This is a genomic window from Pseudomonas sp. H2_A10 (assembly GCF_054680085.1).
The window spans coordinates 5,394,959-5,410,497 of sequence record NZ_CP162821.1; the positions used below are offsets into that span (position 1 = coordinate 5,394,959).

Below are 15,539 nucleotides of genomic sequence, written 5' to 3' on the forward strand. Positions count from 1 at the left end.
CTACACCTGAAAGCGTGCCACCGCTTCGTTGAGTGCAACCGCCAGCCGCGCCAGCTCCTGGCTGGAACCATTGATCTGCCCGGCACCGGAAGACGATTGCGCCGACAGGTCGCGAATGTTCACGATGTTGCGATCCACTTCCTTGGCCACCTGGGCTTGTTCCTCGGCAGCGCTGGCAATCACCAGGTTGCGTTGGTGAATCTGGTCGATAGAGTCGGTGATCTGGCTCAAGGCCCCCCCCGCCCCCTCCGCCAGGGCCAGGGTGTCGGTGGCACGCTGGGTACTGGACTGCATTGAAGTCAATGCATCATTGGAGCCGGTGCGCATGGCGGTCACCATCTGATCAATTTCCAGGGTCGATTGCTGGGTGCGATGGGCCAGCGCACGCACTTCGTCGGCTACCACCGCAAAGCCACGCCCGGACTCACCGGCGCGCGCAGCCTCGATCGCCGCGTTGAGCGCCAGCAAGTTGGTCTGCTCGGCGATAGAGCGAATCACATCGAGGACCTTGCCGATATCCCGTGACTGCTCCGCCAGGTTCTGCACCAGGGTCGAGGTTTCGCCGATATTGGTGCTCAGGGCTTGAATCGCGCTGACGGTCTCGCCCACGCGATGCTGGCCTTCGCGCGCGGTTTCGTTGGACAGCCGCGTGGACTCGGAGGTGGACACCGCATTGCGCGCCACTTCGTCCGCCGCCGAGGTCATCTCGTTGACCGCGGTAGCGGCCTGCTCGATTTCCGCCGTCTGCTTTTGCAGGCTGCGACTGCTTTGATCGGTGATGCCATTCAGGTCGGTGGCAGACGACGCCATCTGCCCCGCTGACTGGCGAATCAGTTGCAAGGTCCCGCGCAGGTTGGCTTGCATGCTCTTGAGAGCCACCAGCAGGCGAGTGACTTCATCGTCGCCAGTCACCGCCACCGTTTGCGTCAGGTCACCCTGGGCAACGTTCTCGGCAGCCCGAACGGCCTGGCTCAACGGGCCGACAATACTGCGCGTGAGTAACCACGCCAGCACCACGGTGCTCAACGCGGCAAGGAGCACAAAACCGAACACCATGGTGCGCGAGCGGCTGTACTGCGACTCCGCCGCTTGCCCCTGTTGGTTGATCTGGGCGTTGTAGTAATCGGCGAGCGCATTGAGTTGAGCGCCGGAGCCATCGACCACGGTTTTCATATCCACCAACAGCAACTTGTTAAGTTCGGCGCCCTGCTGCTTGTCGGCCAGCACGAATGATTGAGCCAAAGCTTGCTGGTATTGGCGAAGCGAGACCTGGAACTGGTCGTAGAGCGTACGGACTTCAGGCGTGTCGATCACAGCCTCCAAATCGGCCAGCCGTTTCGTCAGGTCCTGGCTGCGAGTGTCCATCTGACTGCGGTATTGCGGGATGCCCGCAGGGTTCGGGTCCAGCGCCATTCGCAAAGAGATCGTACGAATGCGCAGCATGATTTCACGAATATCAGCGACCAACCGCATCTTGGGCACTAGCCCGCTTTCAACCTGTACCGCACTGGCGCGGATGCTCGCCATGTTCGATAGCGCAAAAAAACCCAACAGGGCCACGAGCAAAGCAATCAAGGCAAAACCCAGGCCCGCACGGCGGGCGATAGACAGGCTGCGAAGGGACATTTAGGCGGGATACTCTTATTTTGGGATACGACATCGTATGACAGCATTTCGACCAGAAGGAGGCGGACTTTAGGAATCGACCCTCCAATGCACGAAAAGCCTGCTGAGCATTGAGATCAGCGGGCTTTTTTCAGTCACCGACACAAAAACGCCCGCTTGTTCGCGGCGTTGGGGAAGATTTGCTGCAGTCGTTTTTCGGTGATGTTCATCTCGATAGCCCTCAGTAGTGCGTCACGTCCGCCACCAGCAGGGTTGGGGGGTGTCAGGTACGGGTCCTGGCCAACAGGTTGTCTTCCTGCTGTTGAATCTCCGTCAGCAGTTCCTCATAGCCGCGTTGGGTGTTGAGGTGATCAACCGCCAGCGCCGCCCGTTGCCGCCTGTGTAGATCCGGGCGTTGGGCAATGTCATCGCGGACGGCGTCTTCTCCAGTCGCAGGACCGCAGCTTCGCAATTTTCGAGCAGTATAAAGGCGAGACGCGGGTCGCTACCGAAGCGGTAGTCTCCGACGCCAAAGACAACGGTGGCGAGCGACAACAGTAGACCCATGCAGATGAATGAACGCGTGATGATCGGTCGCACGTTATTTCTCCCAGATGGAAAAGTGCGAACGTACCACCGGTTTTCAATCGAGTCTGTCGGCTCGGTCTGTCAGACAGCGGTTATTTTGTGACAACTCAAACTAACCGAGCGTTAATTTTTCCGAATTGATTTTTTTGGAATACATGTCGCTTGAAGCAGCGCACTGATGAAAGCGATCCATCGAACCCAATCGTTATTCACCAGAAACTCCAAGGGGGAGGAAAAAAGAAAAATTGAGCCGTAACGGGCCACACTAAACTGAGCCGCCCCCCAAAGCAGAACACCTACCAAGCACACCCAAAACCACTTCTCGCTAAAGTTATCGCCCGAAAGCTTTCTACTGACCAAGCGACAGACTAAAAATACCGAAAGAGACATTACAAAATAAATTACGGTTAAAAAAACCTGGTCAGCGTCCATCATTTTTAGACTCTTTATATAAGGCATCGACCGTAGCTAAATCAGCAATCATCGCCACGGGCAACCACTTCGGCATAGGCGGTGCTACTTTTGAAAGCGCGATGGTCGTCATCGCTGATACTTAGGCTGCCGCCTTTGTAGATCCGTGTGTTGAGCAGGGTCATCGCAGACGGTGTCTTCACCAGTCGCAAGTCGGCGGCTTCGCAGTTTTCGAGCAGTACGTACGGCGCGGCGTGTGTGTTGCCGAAGCGGTAGAAACCCAAGGCAACGATGAAGATGAACAACGCCAGCACCAAACTGATCAGGGAACGCTTGATGACAGGTCTCACGTGATTTCTCCTGGAGAGAAAAATGCGAAGGTATCATCGGTTTTCAATCGAGTCTGTCAGCTCGGCCTGTCAGCCAGCGGTTGCTTTCGTGGCAACTATCGCTTGTACGGTTTTTTGCTCGGAATGCTCGCTGCCTGTAATAGAACACTGATGAATGCAATCCATCGCACCCAGTAGTTTTGCACAAGAAAATCCAGTGGCTGTGTAAAGAACAAAATAGACCCGTTTTTAGACACACCGTATTGCATCGCCCCCCATAGCAAGACTCCAGCAAGGGACATCAAAAACCATATACCCCTAAAACACTCACTGGAAAAATACCTGATAACGGCACGCCAAAATAAAAAACCCAACATAGAAACAACAAAATATATAACGGTAACAAAAAGCTGATCACCGTCCATCTTCAGCAGTTTCCTTATACATGGAACCCATCGTAAACCCGTCAGCGGTCATATCTACTGCGAAAGCCTGTTTGCTCGTATTGATATACGCACGTTGATAATCACCACGAACATAACGAAACAGGCGCCAAGAGTCAGGTTTCAATACCAACCGGCCTAAACCATAGGCAGACATCAATAAGTCTGCGCCTCCATAGGCCATATTCCCTTCAAATTCGTCACCGCCCATCACTTTGGAAACTTCGTGATAACCCTTACGCACAGGTCCTTGGGTATCCGTGCGGTCCTCCCATAGATTGCGTGCAGTTTCATAAGTGTTATTAGCACCATGCGCCATCAATGGCGCGCCTGCCACCAGACAAAGCGTGCCAACAGAGCCGTAGCAAATCCCTGCCCCCGCCGCGAACTGCAATACACCAGCGACCACCCCGACACCCTTTTGAGCAATTTCCAGTGACTGCTCAAGCAGGCTTTTTTGCTCGTCCTCCAAGTCGCGAAGACCCTGCTCCGGTGATTTTCTACCCTGCTCCACATCGTGGACGATACTTCTCGCGTAGTACGCCACTTCACGATTGAATTGCAGACGTAACACACCATCTTGGATATGGCGGGCGCTCACGGTACAAGCTTGGTTAGCAAGGATGCTTCCAGCGCGGCTGACTTGCCAAAAGTCGCAGCTGCTTGGTTCATTGCCGCCATTCTTATCTCTGAACGGCATCACTCGTCCCCCCCCCCAAGAACTGTACCCGGTCGTTCCAGCAAGGTGGTGGACCCAAGTTATGCTCCGATAACGAATAGCAACATGCTCCTGGGGTTCAGCGTCATTTTGTAAAATGACATGCGGCATATCCAGCGTCAGGTCCGAAATGACGCCCCCTTCAATTGATATCGAATAGAACTTTTCCTGTTGTCCGAAAGAAGACACACGGTAAAAACTAATCGTACATTGAATTTCTTCTCGACTTGAAAGAGCTTGTGCCAGCAACGGTGAAGACTTATCGACATTTTTTGTTAGGACAATTGGCCGATGCGTCGGCTTATCGACATTCCCGAGATTTGCCATGTTATGGCTATAGGAAAGTACCATGATCTCATCGAGATGCCCTGGCTGGCATTTATTACCTATCGAGCTCTGACTTGAACATCCTGCCGAAATCAACCCTTGAATCTTACCAGTGATCGACATATATCCAGTGTTCGCCATGGGTGCCTTTCCTTGTAATAAACCAATCGGCTGAGCAGGCTATTACATCAACCCAAAGCGCAGTTGTAGGACGCTTCTGTATTTCAAAGAAATCTGAAACTCGAAGTTTCAAACTGTCTGCGTCGCCAGGTATTTACGCAGTTGTGTTTCGCCCTCATCCGCATCCAGATCTGCGGGTTCAGCTTTGCGCTGCCATTTCGGCAATAGCTCCAACGCCGTAACCTAAGTGCCAGAAGAAGCAGTTCAGCATTCGCAGTTTTGCCCTAAATTTGCCCTAAACCAAACCCCAACAACGAAAAAACCCCTGAAATGTTCAACCATTTCAGGGGCTTAGTCGTATTCAATAATGGCGGAGAGATAGGGATTCGAACCCTAGGTACCGGTGAAGGTACAACGGATTTCGAATCCGTCCCATTCGGCCACTCTGGCATCTCTCCAACGGCGCGCATCATAACAGCATGACTCGTGGATGCAAAGCGCCGAAGCGATTTTTTTCCGTGCTATCAGATGCTTGCGTCGATTAAAGCGGTACGCCTAGACGATTGGCGACTTCTTCGTAGGCTTCGATGACGTCACCGAGGCCCTGGCGGAAGCGGTCTTTGTCCATCTTCTTCTTGGTGTCCTTGTCCCACAGGCGGCAACCGTCCGGGCTGAATTCGTCACCCAGGACGATGGAGCCGTCGTGGAATACGCCGAATTCCAGCTTGAAGTCCACCAGCAGCAGGCCTGCGTCGTCGAACAGCTTGCTCAGCACGTCGTTGACCTTGAGGGACAACTCCTTCATGCGCGCCAGTTGTTCAGCGGTGCCCCAGCCGAACGCCACGACGTGGGATTCGTTGATGAACGGGTCGCCCTTGGCGTCGTCCTTCAGGAACAGTTCGAAGGTGTAAGGGTTGAGCTTGAGGCCCTCCTCCACGCCCAGGCGCTTGACCAGGCTGCCGGCGGCATAGTTACGCACGACGCATTCGACCGGGATCATGTCCAGCTTCTTCACCAGGCACTCGTTGTCGCCCAGCAGTTTGTCGAATTGGGTCGGAATGCCGGCCTCTTCGAGTTTCTGCATGATGAAGGCGTTGAACTTGTTGTTCACCATGCCTTTTCGGTCCAGCTGTTCGATGCGCTTGCCGTCGAACGCCGAAGTGTCGTTGCGAAACAGCAAGATCAGGCGGTTAGCGTCGTCGGTCTTGTAAACCGACTTGGCTTTGCCGCGGTAGAGTTCTTCACGTTTTTCCATGATGGGCTCCGCTTTGAGTGAGGTGGGCTAGGCGATGTGTCGCCAGTCGAGCCCTGAATCTTGATCGGCCAATTGCAGCCAGTCCGGGTCACACCCTAGGGTGTCGACAAAACATTGCCGGGCAAGCGTCGGCAGGTTGTTCTTGCTGCTCAGGTGGCCAGGACCAGGTGTTGCAGGTCTTGCCAGCCCAACTCATACACCAGGTACGCCGCCTGGTGGTTGTTCAAATGTCCCAGTTCGCCGCCCACCCGCTGCTTGAGGAAGTACGGGTAATGACCGCGAGCCAGCAGGTCTCGGCAGTGGTTGGACTCGATCATCAATGCGTCGAGGTCTCGATAGCCGTCCAGCACCTTGCTGCAATAGGAACCCAGGTCGGTCAGTACGCCGAAGCGCCGCTGCCCATCACTGAAGACATACTGCGTTGGCTCCTGCGCATCATGCGCCACGGCAATCACGTCAATGCTCAAGGCACCGATCTGGAGTTGCTCGCCACCGGCCAGGAAACCTGCGGGTTCAATGGGTTTGCGCATCCCGCGCAAGGTGCCGCGACTTAAGTACACCGCAAGATTGTAGCGCCGAGACAGCAAACCCACGCCATGCACGTGGTCGGCATGTTCGTGGGTCACCAAAATCGCACTCAGCTGCGCGGGGTGAACCCCCAGGCGCAGCAGGCGCCGCTCGGTTTCTTTTAACGAGAAACCACAATCCACCAGTATGTACGTGTCGTCGTGGGCGACCAGCGTGCCGTTCCCTTGGCTACCGCTACCGAGAACAGCAAAACGCATCGGATCAGCCCAGGTTGTCCTGAATCACGCCCAGCACTTTGCGGGCTGTTTCAGCCGGCGCAACGGTGTTGATGTTCTTCTCGACGGTGACTTGCACGCTTTCGCCAACTTTGCTCAAACGCACCTGATAACGCTCGGCGCGGGTCTCGATTTCTTCCTTGGTCGGCTGGCTGCCGAACAGCTTGCCGAAGAAACCAGGCTCGTCGTCTTTGCGCTCGGCCTTTTCAGCCACGTTGATGTAGTAAAGGCCCAGGCTGCGGTTGATGTCTTCAACACGCCACGGGCCTTGCTCCAGGGCACGACCCACGCTGGCCCAGGCACGGTCCAGGTCTTCACCCAGGTTCAGCACCACGTTGCCGCTGCCGTCTTCGGTGAGGCTGACGCGGCTCGGGGTGTCGTAATCACGTGCGGCGAGCAGGGAAACGGAACCGCCCTTCTCGGAAATACGGCTCATGCTGGCCAACATCTCGTCGACCAGTGCCGAATCGACGCCGGTGTTGACCGAACGGTTGGTGAAGGCGACATCGGCGGTGCTGCCGGCGGGACGCTCGGCGCTGACTACGTAGACTTCACTGGTATTGCGCTGCACGCCTGGCTCGATGCGCACACGCACGCGCGCTTCGCTGTCGGCGGCTACACCGCCGACCTGCAGGCGCTTGGCCATAGTGGCGGACAGTTCGCTGCCTTGCTGCCATGCCGTGGTGAATTCCCCGGTCTGCGGGCGCTGCTCGTCGATGCGAAAGCCGTTGTCCTGGAAGAACTGCACAGCCACCGGCCAAACTTCCGCGGGAGGGCGTTGAGCCACGATCCAGCGCGAGTCACCGCTCTTCTGCAGGCTGTAGTCGCTGGCATCCGCCACGGCCGAGATCGGCTGCGGACGAGGCACCACGTACTCACCCTTGGTGGTGTCGTCGGCAACGTTGCGCGGGATCGGCAGCAACGGATCAAGGCGCTTGGCGACGTTGACGCCCGGCGGCAATTCCATTGGTTTGGTGGGTTGTGCTTCCAGGTAATCGCTGCCGCGGTCACGGAAGTAGCCTTCCGGGCCCCAGATCCAACCGCAGCCACTGGTGCTGGAGATAATCAAGGCAAGTGCGGAAAGTCCGGCCAATCGCTTCATGCGTAGTGCTTCCTCAATTAAACCAGGACGCCGGACTGGCGCAGGGCCTGTCGCAGCGGTTCGTGACAGGCTTCGCTGAGACGGGTGAGCGGCAGACGGATACCGTCCGGCATCATGCCCATTTCAGTCAGTGCCCACTTCACGGGAATAGGGTTGGATTCAATAAAGAGTGTCTTGTTGAGCGGCATCAGCTTCTCGTGGATCGCCCGGGCGGTCACGGCGTCACCGGCGATGGCGGCGGCGCACATGTCGCTCATGGCACGCGGGGCCACGTTGGCGGTCACGGAGATGTTGCCCTTGCCGCCCAACAGGATCAGCTCGACAGCGGTGGCGTCGTCACCGGAATACAGCAGGAAATCGCTGCTCACGCCGGCCAGGATGTCCTTGGCGCGCTGCAGGTCGCCGGTGGCCTCCTTGATACCGATGATGTTCGGCACGGTGGACAGGCGGATCACCGTCTCGGCCTTCATATCGCACGCGGTACGACCCGGTACGTTATAGAGGATCTGCGGGATCTGGACGGCTTCGGCGATGGCTTTGAAGTGCTGGTACAAGCCTTCCTGGGTCGGCTTGTTGTAGTACGGGGTCACCAGCAGGCAGGCGTCGGCGCCGGCCTTCTTGGCGTTCTTGGTCAGCTCGATCGCTTCACGCGTCGAGTTGGCGCCCGTACCGGCGATGACGGCGATACGGCCCGCAACACGCTTGACCACGAATTCGATCACCTGGATGTGTTCTTCCACATCAAGGGTGGCCGACTCACCTGTGGTGCCGACGGCCACAATGGCGTTGGTGCCTTCTTGCAGGTGAAAGTCCACCAGTTTGCCCAGGCTGTCCCAGTCGAGATTACCTTGTGCATCCATGGGTGTGACCAGTGCCACCATACTGCCCGCAATCATGCAACCGCTCCTGCCGGAAAAAGAGAGCCGTAATGGTACTGGCGCCAAGATGCTTGTACAAGCAAAGTACCGCGTGTGGATGCGTTCTGGCGCAACTAAACGATGGGCAATGCCATCATCGGGCCAGAGCATGGCTTTGAACGGGGTGAAATCCAGCCGATCACGCAATGAAAACGCCACCTCCTATCCCTTAGCGATGCTTTTCGCTACCCTTGATCCTTTGATCGATACGGCCCCCATAGTATCGACCGCTCATCGTTTAGGAAGGCTGCATGTCCACCCCCACAGTTCGCGAACAATTCCTTGTTATCAGTGCCCTCGGCGCCAACCCCATGGAGCTGACCAACGTCCTGTGCCGCGCCAGCCATGAAAACCGCTGCGCCGTCGTGACCTCCCGCCTGACCCGCCACGGCGAGTGCAGCGCGCTGGTGTTGCAGATATCCGGCACCTGGGATGCGCTGGCGCGTCTGGAGACCGGCCTGCCGGGCCTGGCCAAGAAGCACAATTTCACCGTCAACGTGGTGCGCAGCGCCGCCCTGGAAAATCGCCCCCAAGCCTTGCCTTACGTGGCATACGTAAGTTCGGCATACCGCTCGGACATCGTCAATGAGCTGTGCCAGTTCTTTATCGACCATAACGTCGAGCTGGAAAACCTCACCTGCGATACCTACCAGGCCCCGCAAACAGGCGGAACCATGCTCAACGCCACCTTTACCGTGACATTGCCGGCCGGGGTGCAAATCAGCTGGTTGCGCGACCAGTTCCTGGATTTCGCCGATGCCCTGAACCTCGACGCACTGATCGAGCCATGGCGCCCACAGAACCCAATGTAAGGAAGTACTCATGGCGGTAGTCATCGATAAACCGGTCGCCGATTTCGACGCCCAGGCCACCAGCGGGCAGACCTTCAGCTTGGCCGCGCTCAAGGGCAAGCAAGTGGTGATCTACTTCTACCCGAAGGACAGCACCCCAGGCTGCACCACCGAAGGCCAGGGTTTTCGTGACCAGTACGCGGCGTTCAAGGCGGCCAACACCGAAGTATTCGGCGTGTCGCGCGACAGCGTGAAGTCCCACGAGAACTTCAAGGGCAAGCAGGCGTTTCCCTTTGAGCTGATCAGCGATAAGGACGAAGCGGTCTGTCAGCTGTTTGATGTGATCAAGCTGAAGAAGCTATACGGCAAGGAATACCTGGGCGTGGATCGCAGCACTTTCCTGATCGACAGCCAGGGTGTACTGCGCCAGGAATGGCGCGGCGTGAAAGTGCCAGGGCATGTGGATGCCGTTCTGGCGGCAGCGCAGGCACTGAACAAGGCCTGATGTAACGAGCGGGCTTGCCCCGCTCATTACAAAGGGTGATGCCGCTACAGCAGCGGCGCCACCACTGGCTCCCGTCGCGGCCACGCATCCAGCACCGCCTTGAACAGCGTCGCCAGGGGTATAGCAAAGAACACTCCCCAGAACCCCCACAACCCGCCAAACAGCAACACCGCGCAAATGATCGCTACCGGGTGCAGGTTGACCGCCTCCGAGAACAGCAGCGGAACCAGCACGTTGCCATCCAGCGTCTGGATAATCCCGTACACCGCCATCAGGTAGATGAACTGGTCGCTCCAGCCCCACTGGAACAGGGCGATCAGGGTGACCGGCACCGTCACCACCACTGCGCCGACATACGGCACCACCACTGAAATGCCGACCAGCAATGCCAGCAGCGCTGCGTAGTTCAGGTCCAGGGCGATAAACGCGATGTAGGTCACGCCGCCGCAGATAATGATCTCAATGACCTTGCCACGGATATAGTTGGCGATCTGCCGGTTCATCTCCTCGGCCACTCGGGTAATCAGCGCCCTTTCGCGCGGCAGGTAGCCACTCACCCAGCGGCCGATCATTGCGCGGTCCTTGAGAAAGAAAAACACCAGGATCGGCACCAACACCAGATAGATCATGATGTTGACCAGCAGCGGCAGGCTGGACAGGGAAAAGGTCAGCGCCCATTGCCCGAACTTTCCGATTTCACCGCGCGCCACTTCAATGGCCTGCAGCACCTGCTCATCTGACACCAGGTGCGGGTAGCGCTCCGGCAGTAGCAGCAACAGCGACTGCCACTTGGCGAGCATGCCGGGCAGTTCATTGAACAGCGTGATCAGTTGATGCCACAGCAGCGGCAACACCACCACGATAAACACCACCAGCAGCCCCATGAACAAGGCAAACACTAGCCCTACCGCCGCCCCGCCCGGCAAGCGCAAGCGTTCCAAGGTGGTGACCAGGCCTTGCATCAGATACGCCAGCACCATTCCCGCCAATACCGGCGCGAGCATGCCACCCAAGGTGAGCACCGCCGTAAAGGCCAGAAACAGCAGGACGGCCAGCACCACGGCTTCTTCATCGGAGAAGTAGCGCTGGATCCAGTCTCGTAACACTTTGAACATCAATCAACCTCGAGCGATGGGAGCAAACGGTTCAGGCCTTGCGCAACCAGTAACGGTACACACCGGCGGCGTCTTCTTCGTGCAGCAACGTGTGCCCGGCCAACTTGGCAAATGTACGGAAATCACGCTGTGACCCTGCGTCCGTGGCGATTACCTTGAGCACGGCGCCACTGGCCAATCGATTGAGCTCCAGCTTGGCCTTGAGCAAGGGCAACGGGCAATTGAGGCCGCTGGCATCGAGTTCGGCATCAAAGGCTACAGCGTCGGTCATGGTTTTACTCCGGGCAAGCGTTCGGGGGTGCTTAGAATATCTGGTCCGAAGCTCAGTGTCCGGCTACAGTAAGCTCTTTGTTGAAAGGCTTTGTGCATGACTTTTTTGCGCCCCACTCTGCTGACGCTGGCTTGCCTGCTGGCCTCCCCAGGCTTCGCCGACGACCTGCCGTCGCTTGGCGACGCCAGCTCTGCCATTGTCTCGCCGCAACAGGAATATCAATTGGGCCGTGCCTGGCTGGCTTACCTACGTGGGCAGGTTTCGCAACTGAACGACCCGCAACTCAAGGACTACGTCGAAACCAGCGTGTACAAACTGGTGGAGACCAGCCAGGTCAATGACCGGCGCCTGGAGTTCATCCTGATCAACAGCCCGCAACTCAACGCTTTTGCCGCGCCAGGCGGCATCGTGGGCGTGAACGGCGGCCTGTTCCTCAATGCCCAGACCGAGGGGGAATACGCCTCGGTGATGGCCCACGAATTGGCTCACTTGTCCCAGCGTCACTTCGCCCGTGGCGTTGAAGCGCAACAACGCATGCAGATCCCAATGATGGCAGCCCTGCTCGGCGGCATCATTGCAGCGGCGGCGGGTGCCGGCGATGCCGGCATTGCCGCGATTGCCGGCACCCAGGCCGCCGCCATCCAGGAGCAGCGACGGTTCTCTCGGCAAAATGAACAAGAAGCGGACCGCATCGGTATCGTCAACCTGGAAAAAGCTGGCTATGACCCTCGCTCCATGCCGACCATGTTCGAGCGGCTGGGTCGCCAGTACCGCTTCGACGCCAAACCACCGGAGTTCCTGCTGACCCACCCGGTCACCGAATCGCGGATCGCCGACACTCGCAACCGCGCCGAACAATCCAAGCCCGGCGGCAAGGAAGACAGCCTGCGCTACCAACTGATTCGCGCCCGGGTGCAACTGCAATATGAGGACACATCAGGACTCGCAGCCAAGCGCTTCCAAGCGCAATTGGACGAGAACCCGAAAAACGATGTGGCGCGCTACGGCCTGGCTATCGCCCAAATCAAAGCCTCGCAGTTCAAGCAAGCGCGGGATAGCCTGCAAACCTTACTGGCCAAGGCGCCCAACGACATTACCTATAACCTGGCGCAGATTCAGCTCGATATCGATAACAACCGTTTACCCGACGCCCAGCAACGCACCGATCGGATGCTGAGCCAATACCCCGGCAACTATCCGCTAAATCAGATGCGCGTAGACCTGCTGCTTAAACAGAACCGCACCGCCGATGCCGAAAAAGCGTTGGATGGCTTGCTCAAGTCCCGCCCGGATGATCCTGACGTGTGGTACCAGGTCGCGGAGACTCGTGGATTGTCCGGCAACATCATTGGTCTGCATCAGGCACGCGCCGAGTACTTTGCCCTGGTGGGCGACTTTCAGCAGGCGATCCAACAGTTGGATTTTGCCAAACGTCGCGCCGGCAGCAACTTCCCCCTTTCGTCGCGTATCGACGCACGCCAGCGTGAGCTGATCGAACAGGAACGCTTGGTCAAGGGGATGATGGGCTAAAACCCGATACAAAAAAGCCCCGCCTTCGTTTAACGAAGGCGGGGCTTTTTATCGGGCCGTGGAAGTTATTCAGCCAGCTTGAAGGTGATAAAGCTGGCACGCCCTTCACGCAACACGCGCATCGACACGGAGCGGTTCTTCGGCAATGCCTTGGCGATATCCGTGAATTGCTTGGTCGTTTCAATCGCCTGATTGTTCAGGTGTGTGATCACATCGCCCGGCTGCAGGCCGATCAAGGCGGCAGGACCGTCCTGCACTTCCTTGATCACGACACCGCTCTTGAGGTCGAACGCCTTCTTCTGCTCATCGGTCAACTCCGCCACGGCAATGCCCAAGCGGTTGCTGCTGCGCTCGGCGCCCGGCTTGGTGTTGCCCAGAGCATCCAGCGTTGCGCCTTCTTCAGGAATGGCGCCAACGGTGAGCTCCACATTCTGGCGTTTGCCATCACGGATCACTTCCAGCTTGGCTTTGCTGCCCGCCTTAAGTGCGCCGACCAGGTGTGGCAGGTCTGCCGACATGATGATCGGCTGGCCGTTCATGCTCAGGATCACGTCACCAACTTGCAGGCCACCCTTGGCAGCCGGACCGCCGTCCTGGATCTGCGCAACCAACGCACCGGCCGGCTTGTCGAGGCCGAAGGACTCAGCCAGGTCCTTGTTCACTTCCTGGATCACCACGCCCAACCAGCCGCGGCTCACCTTGCCGCCGCTTTTCAGCTGATTGGAAACATCCATGGCCACGTCGATCGGGATAGCGAACGACACGCCCATGAAACCACCGGAACGGGTGTAGATCTGCGAGTTGATGCCTACCACTTCGCCCGCCAGGTTGAACAGCGGACCGCCGGAGTTGCCTGGGTTGATTGGCACGTCGGTCTGGATGAACGGCACGTAGTTTTCATTCGGCAGGCTGCGGCCGATGGCACTGACAATGCCTTGGGTCACGGTGTGGTCAAAGCCAAACGGCGAACCGATGGCCACGACCCACTGCCCGGCCTTCAAGTCTTGAGACTTGCCCAGCTTGAGCACTGGCAAGTCCTTGCCCTCGATCTTCAGGAGCGCCACGTCGGAGCGCGGGTCGGTGCCCACCAGCTTGGCTTTCAACTCACTGCGATCGGCCAGGCGCACGAGAATCTCGTCGGCGTCGGCAATCACATGGTTATTGGTGAGGATGTAGCCATCGGGCGAAATGATGAAGCCCGAGCCCAGCGACTGCGCTTCACGCTGGCCACCGCCACCGCCACCGCCACGAGGCGCGCGCGGTTGAGGCATGCCACGCTCAAAGAACTCGCGCAGCATTGGCGGCAGGCCCTCCAGATCGGGCATCTGCTGGTTCGAGACCTTGCGATCCGGCAGCTTCTGCGTGGTGCTGATGTTCACCACGGCTGGCGAGGCTTGCTCAACCAATTGAGTGAAGTCAGGCAGCTCGACCGCTTGCGCGGTCACAGCCTGCCCCAGCACCAGCACCGTGGCGACTATGGATAGGTAGGATTTCAAACGTGGTATCGACATACAGCTCCCGTTACGACGAGCAGGGTTGAGCGACAGGGTTCAAGAAACGCCGAAAACTGCGACCGACGTCTTTGTTCCGCGAACAAAACAAGGCCAGAGCCGAGAAGCCCTGACCTATAAAAAACATGAGAGATTTTTGCAAGTGAAAATGCTGATCCGGACATTTCATGTCTCTCGGTAGCCAACGTGGCACAGACCAACAATGAAAGCGCTGGATGAACATAGGATTAACGGCTCACGGCTGAGTGATCGCCTTTTTTTCACCGCGCACCGACAGCGCGATACGTTCGGCCGTACCGATCGGGATTTCCCCCACCACCGTTACCATCATTTCCCCATCCACCGTGTTCAACCGACGGGACACCGCGACCGTGGGGCCCAACTGGGTACGCGTCTCGGTGATGCCCACATCACTGATCGGCTCAAGAAAAACCGAGAAACGCGCCAGCCCATCTTCATACATCAAGCTATCGACGGTGGCTTTGGTGTGGGTGTCTTTGCGCGAAGTGCTATTGGTCAGTTGAAAGCCAGGCGGCAACCATTCCAAATGCCACGCCTCGGTGGACTCAACGGCCGGCGCCCTGCCATCAACCACAGAAATAGGCGTGCACTCCTTGCTGGGCAGCAAGTCGCTATCATCGGGCGGCTTAGATGTGTTCAAACGTGTGAATTGAAAGCGCTCCAACAACTGCCCTTTGTCATTGAGCAAAAGAGACTTGAGCGGTAGCGCGGTTTCCCGATCCAGATGCAGCTCGAAACCGTAGCGGTACTGATCACGCGGCGCGATTGAAACAATCACCGCATTTCGACCAGCCACGCGGGATTTGCCAATGACAGCCAGTTCATAGAATTGATTGAGTTTCTGTGGGTCAAGCGCGCGTGAAGATGCATCACGCGAATTGCCAAGGCCGGCGACAAGGGTGCCACTGACGCATTGGGTTCGGCCATCTACCCGCACGACTTCCTGGGCGGAACCATCAAGCTGCAAGAGCCGCTCACGGACCTGACCGTTCTGGACACGATGCCAGATGTCATGGGTAGAAAAACTGCCGTTACGCTCGTAGACGAACGTCCCTTGGAAGCTTTGCTGCTGCTCTGCACGCCCAAGCCGTGTCAGCCAGTCTTGGGCTTCATCGGCATGGGCGGGGAGTGCAAACCAGCCACTGAGCAAAAGCGTAAGGAGCGGTATGGCGCGCAT

At 57.7% G+C, this 15,539-nt stretch carries 15 protein-coding genes, 1 tRNA gene and 3 pseudogenes; 3 read left to right on the forward strand and 16 right to left on the reverse strand.

What is annotated here, in order from left to right; all coding sequences use genetic code 11:
• The 12 genes and pseudogenes from AB4O23_RS25070 to dapA all read right to left on the reverse strand — a co-directional run bounded on the left by AB4O23_RS25070 (window position 1) and on the right by dapA (window position 8,597).
• A complete protein-coding gene (locus AB4O23_RS25070) occupies window positions 1-864 on the reverse strand; it encodes a methyl-accepting chemotaxis protein (RefSeq protein ID WP_370737713.1) in 864 nt (287 codons plus the stop codon).
• A gap of 42 nt (window positions 865-906) precedes the next feature.
• Window positions 907-1,626 (reverse strand): annotated as a pseudogene (locus AB4O23_RS25075) (MCP four helix bundle domain-containing protein); the annotation flags it as partial.
• Window positions 1,627-1,938: 312 nt separating this feature from the next.
• Window positions 1,939-2,205: a hypothetical protein gene (locus tag AB4O23_RS25080; RefSeq protein WP_065877076.1), complete on the reverse strand. Its 267-nt coding sequence runs from the start codon at window positions 2,203-2,205 to the stop codon at window positions 1,939-1,941.
• A gap of 111 nt (window positions 2,206-2,316) precedes the next feature.
• A complete protein-coding gene (locus AB4O23_RS25085; RefSeq protein WP_017529577.1) occupies window positions 2,317-2,628 on the reverse strand; it encodes a hypothetical protein in 312 nt (103 codons plus the stop codon).
• Window positions 2,629-2,666: 38 nt separating this feature from the next.
• On the reverse strand, window positions 2,667-2,954 hold the full coding sequence (locus AB4O23_RS25090; protein ID WP_017529578.1) for a hypothetical protein: 288 nt from the start codon (window positions 2,952-2,954) through the stop codon (window positions 2,667-2,669).
• 393 nt (window positions 2,955-3,347) lie between these two features.
• Window positions 3,348-4,076, reverse strand: coding sequence for a DUF4225 domain-containing protein (locus AB4O23_RS25095; protein WP_068934966.1), 729 nt, complete (start codon window positions 4,074-4,076; stop codon window positions 3,348-3,350).
• Between the two features lie 12 nt (window positions 4,077-4,088).
• A pseudogene (locus tag AB4O23_RS25100) lies at window positions 4,089-4,562 on the reverse strand (Hcp family type VI secretion system effector); the annotation flags it as partial.
• Window positions 4,563-4,909: 347 nt separating this feature from the next.
• Window positions 4,910-4,999, reverse strand: a tRNA-Ser gene (locus tag AB4O23_RS25105).
• An 83-nt stretch (window positions 5,000-5,082) separates the two neighbouring features.
• Window positions 5,083-5,796, reverse strand: a complete 714-nt coding sequence (gene purC, locus AB4O23_RS25110) for a phosphoribosylaminoimidazolesuccinocarboxamide synthase (protein ID WP_003172493.1) — start codon at window positions 5,794-5,796, stop codon at window positions 5,083-5,085.
• A 27-nt stretch (window positions 5,797-5,823) separates the two neighbouring features.
• Window positions 5,824-6,581: pseudogene (locus tag AB4O23_RS25115) on the reverse strand (MBL fold metallo-hydrolase).
• A gap of 4 nt (window positions 6,582-6,585) precedes the next feature.
• The gene (gene bamC, locus AB4O23_RS25120; RefSeq protein ID WP_460150302.1) at window positions 6,586-7,701 is read right to left on the reverse strand and encodes an outer membrane protein assembly factor BamC; all 1,116 of its coding nucleotides are present in this window, start codon (window positions 7,699-7,701) and stop codon (window positions 6,586-6,588) included.
• A gap of 17 nt (window positions 7,702-7,718) precedes the next feature.
• Entirely contained in the window at window positions 7,719-8,597 is an 879-nt protein-coding gene (dapA, locus tag AB4O23_RS25125; protein WP_017529584.1) for a 4-hydroxy-tetrahydrodipicolinate synthase, read from the reverse strand.
• 272 nt (window positions 8,598-8,869) lie between these two features.
• On the opposite strand from dapA, the gene AB4O23_RS25130 reads away from it, so the two are divergent.
• Both AB4O23_RS25130 and AB4O23_RS25135 read left to right on the forward strand, forming a co-directional pair.
• Complete coding sequence (locus tag AB4O23_RS25130; protein ID WP_017529585.1) at window positions 8,870-9,430, forward strand: glycine cleavage system transcriptional repressor; 561 nt, start codon at window positions 8,870-8,872, stop codon at window positions 9,428-9,430.
• Window positions 9,431-9,440: 10 nt separating this feature from the next.
• Window positions 9,441-9,914, forward strand: coding sequence for a peroxiredoxin (locus tag AB4O23_RS25135; RefSeq protein ID WP_017529586.1), 474 nt, complete (start codon window positions 9,441-9,443; stop codon window positions 9,912-9,914).
• A gap of 44 nt (window positions 9,915-9,958) precedes the next feature.
• Here the strand turns inward: AB4O23_RS25135 and AB4O23_RS25140 are convergent, their stop codons facing one another.
• Window positions 9,959-11,029 carry an AI-2E family transporter gene (locus tag AB4O23_RS25140; RefSeq protein ID WP_003172484.1) on the reverse strand — a complete coding sequence of 357 codons (1,071 nt, stop codon included), beginning with the start codon at window positions 11,027-11,029 and terminating at the stop codon, window positions 9,959-9,961.
• A gap of 31 nt (window positions 11,030-11,060) precedes the next feature.
• Window positions 11,061-11,300: a sulfurtransferase TusA family protein gene (locus AB4O23_RS25145; RefSeq protein WP_010212198.1), complete on the reverse strand. Its 240-nt coding sequence runs from the start codon at window positions 11,298-11,300 to the stop codon at window positions 11,061-11,063.
• Between the two features lie 96 nt (window positions 11,301-11,396).
• Here AB4O23_RS25145 and AB4O23_RS25150 point away from each other — a divergent pair, with 96 nt between their 5' ends.
• On the forward strand, window positions 11,397-12,830 hold the full coding sequence (locus AB4O23_RS25150) for a M48 family metalloprotease (RefSeq protein WP_267864532.1): 1,434 nt from the start codon (window positions 11,397-11,399) through the stop codon (window positions 12,828-12,830).
• A gap of 65 nt (window positions 12,831-12,895) precedes the next feature.
• Here AB4O23_RS25150 and AB4O23_RS25155 read toward each other — a convergent pair whose 3' ends face one another.
• Window positions 12,896-14,341, reverse strand: a complete 1,446-nt coding sequence (locus AB4O23_RS25155) for a DegQ family serine endoprotease (protein ID WP_068937764.1) — start codon at window positions 14,339-14,341, stop codon at window positions 12,896-12,898.
• Window positions 14,342-14,576: 235 nt separating this feature from the next.
• Window positions 14,577-15,539: a MucB/RseB C-terminal domain-containing protein gene (locus AB4O23_RS25160; RefSeq protein WP_017529590.1), complete on the reverse strand. Its 963-nt coding sequence runs from the start codon at window positions 15,537-15,539 to the stop codon at window positions 14,577-14,579.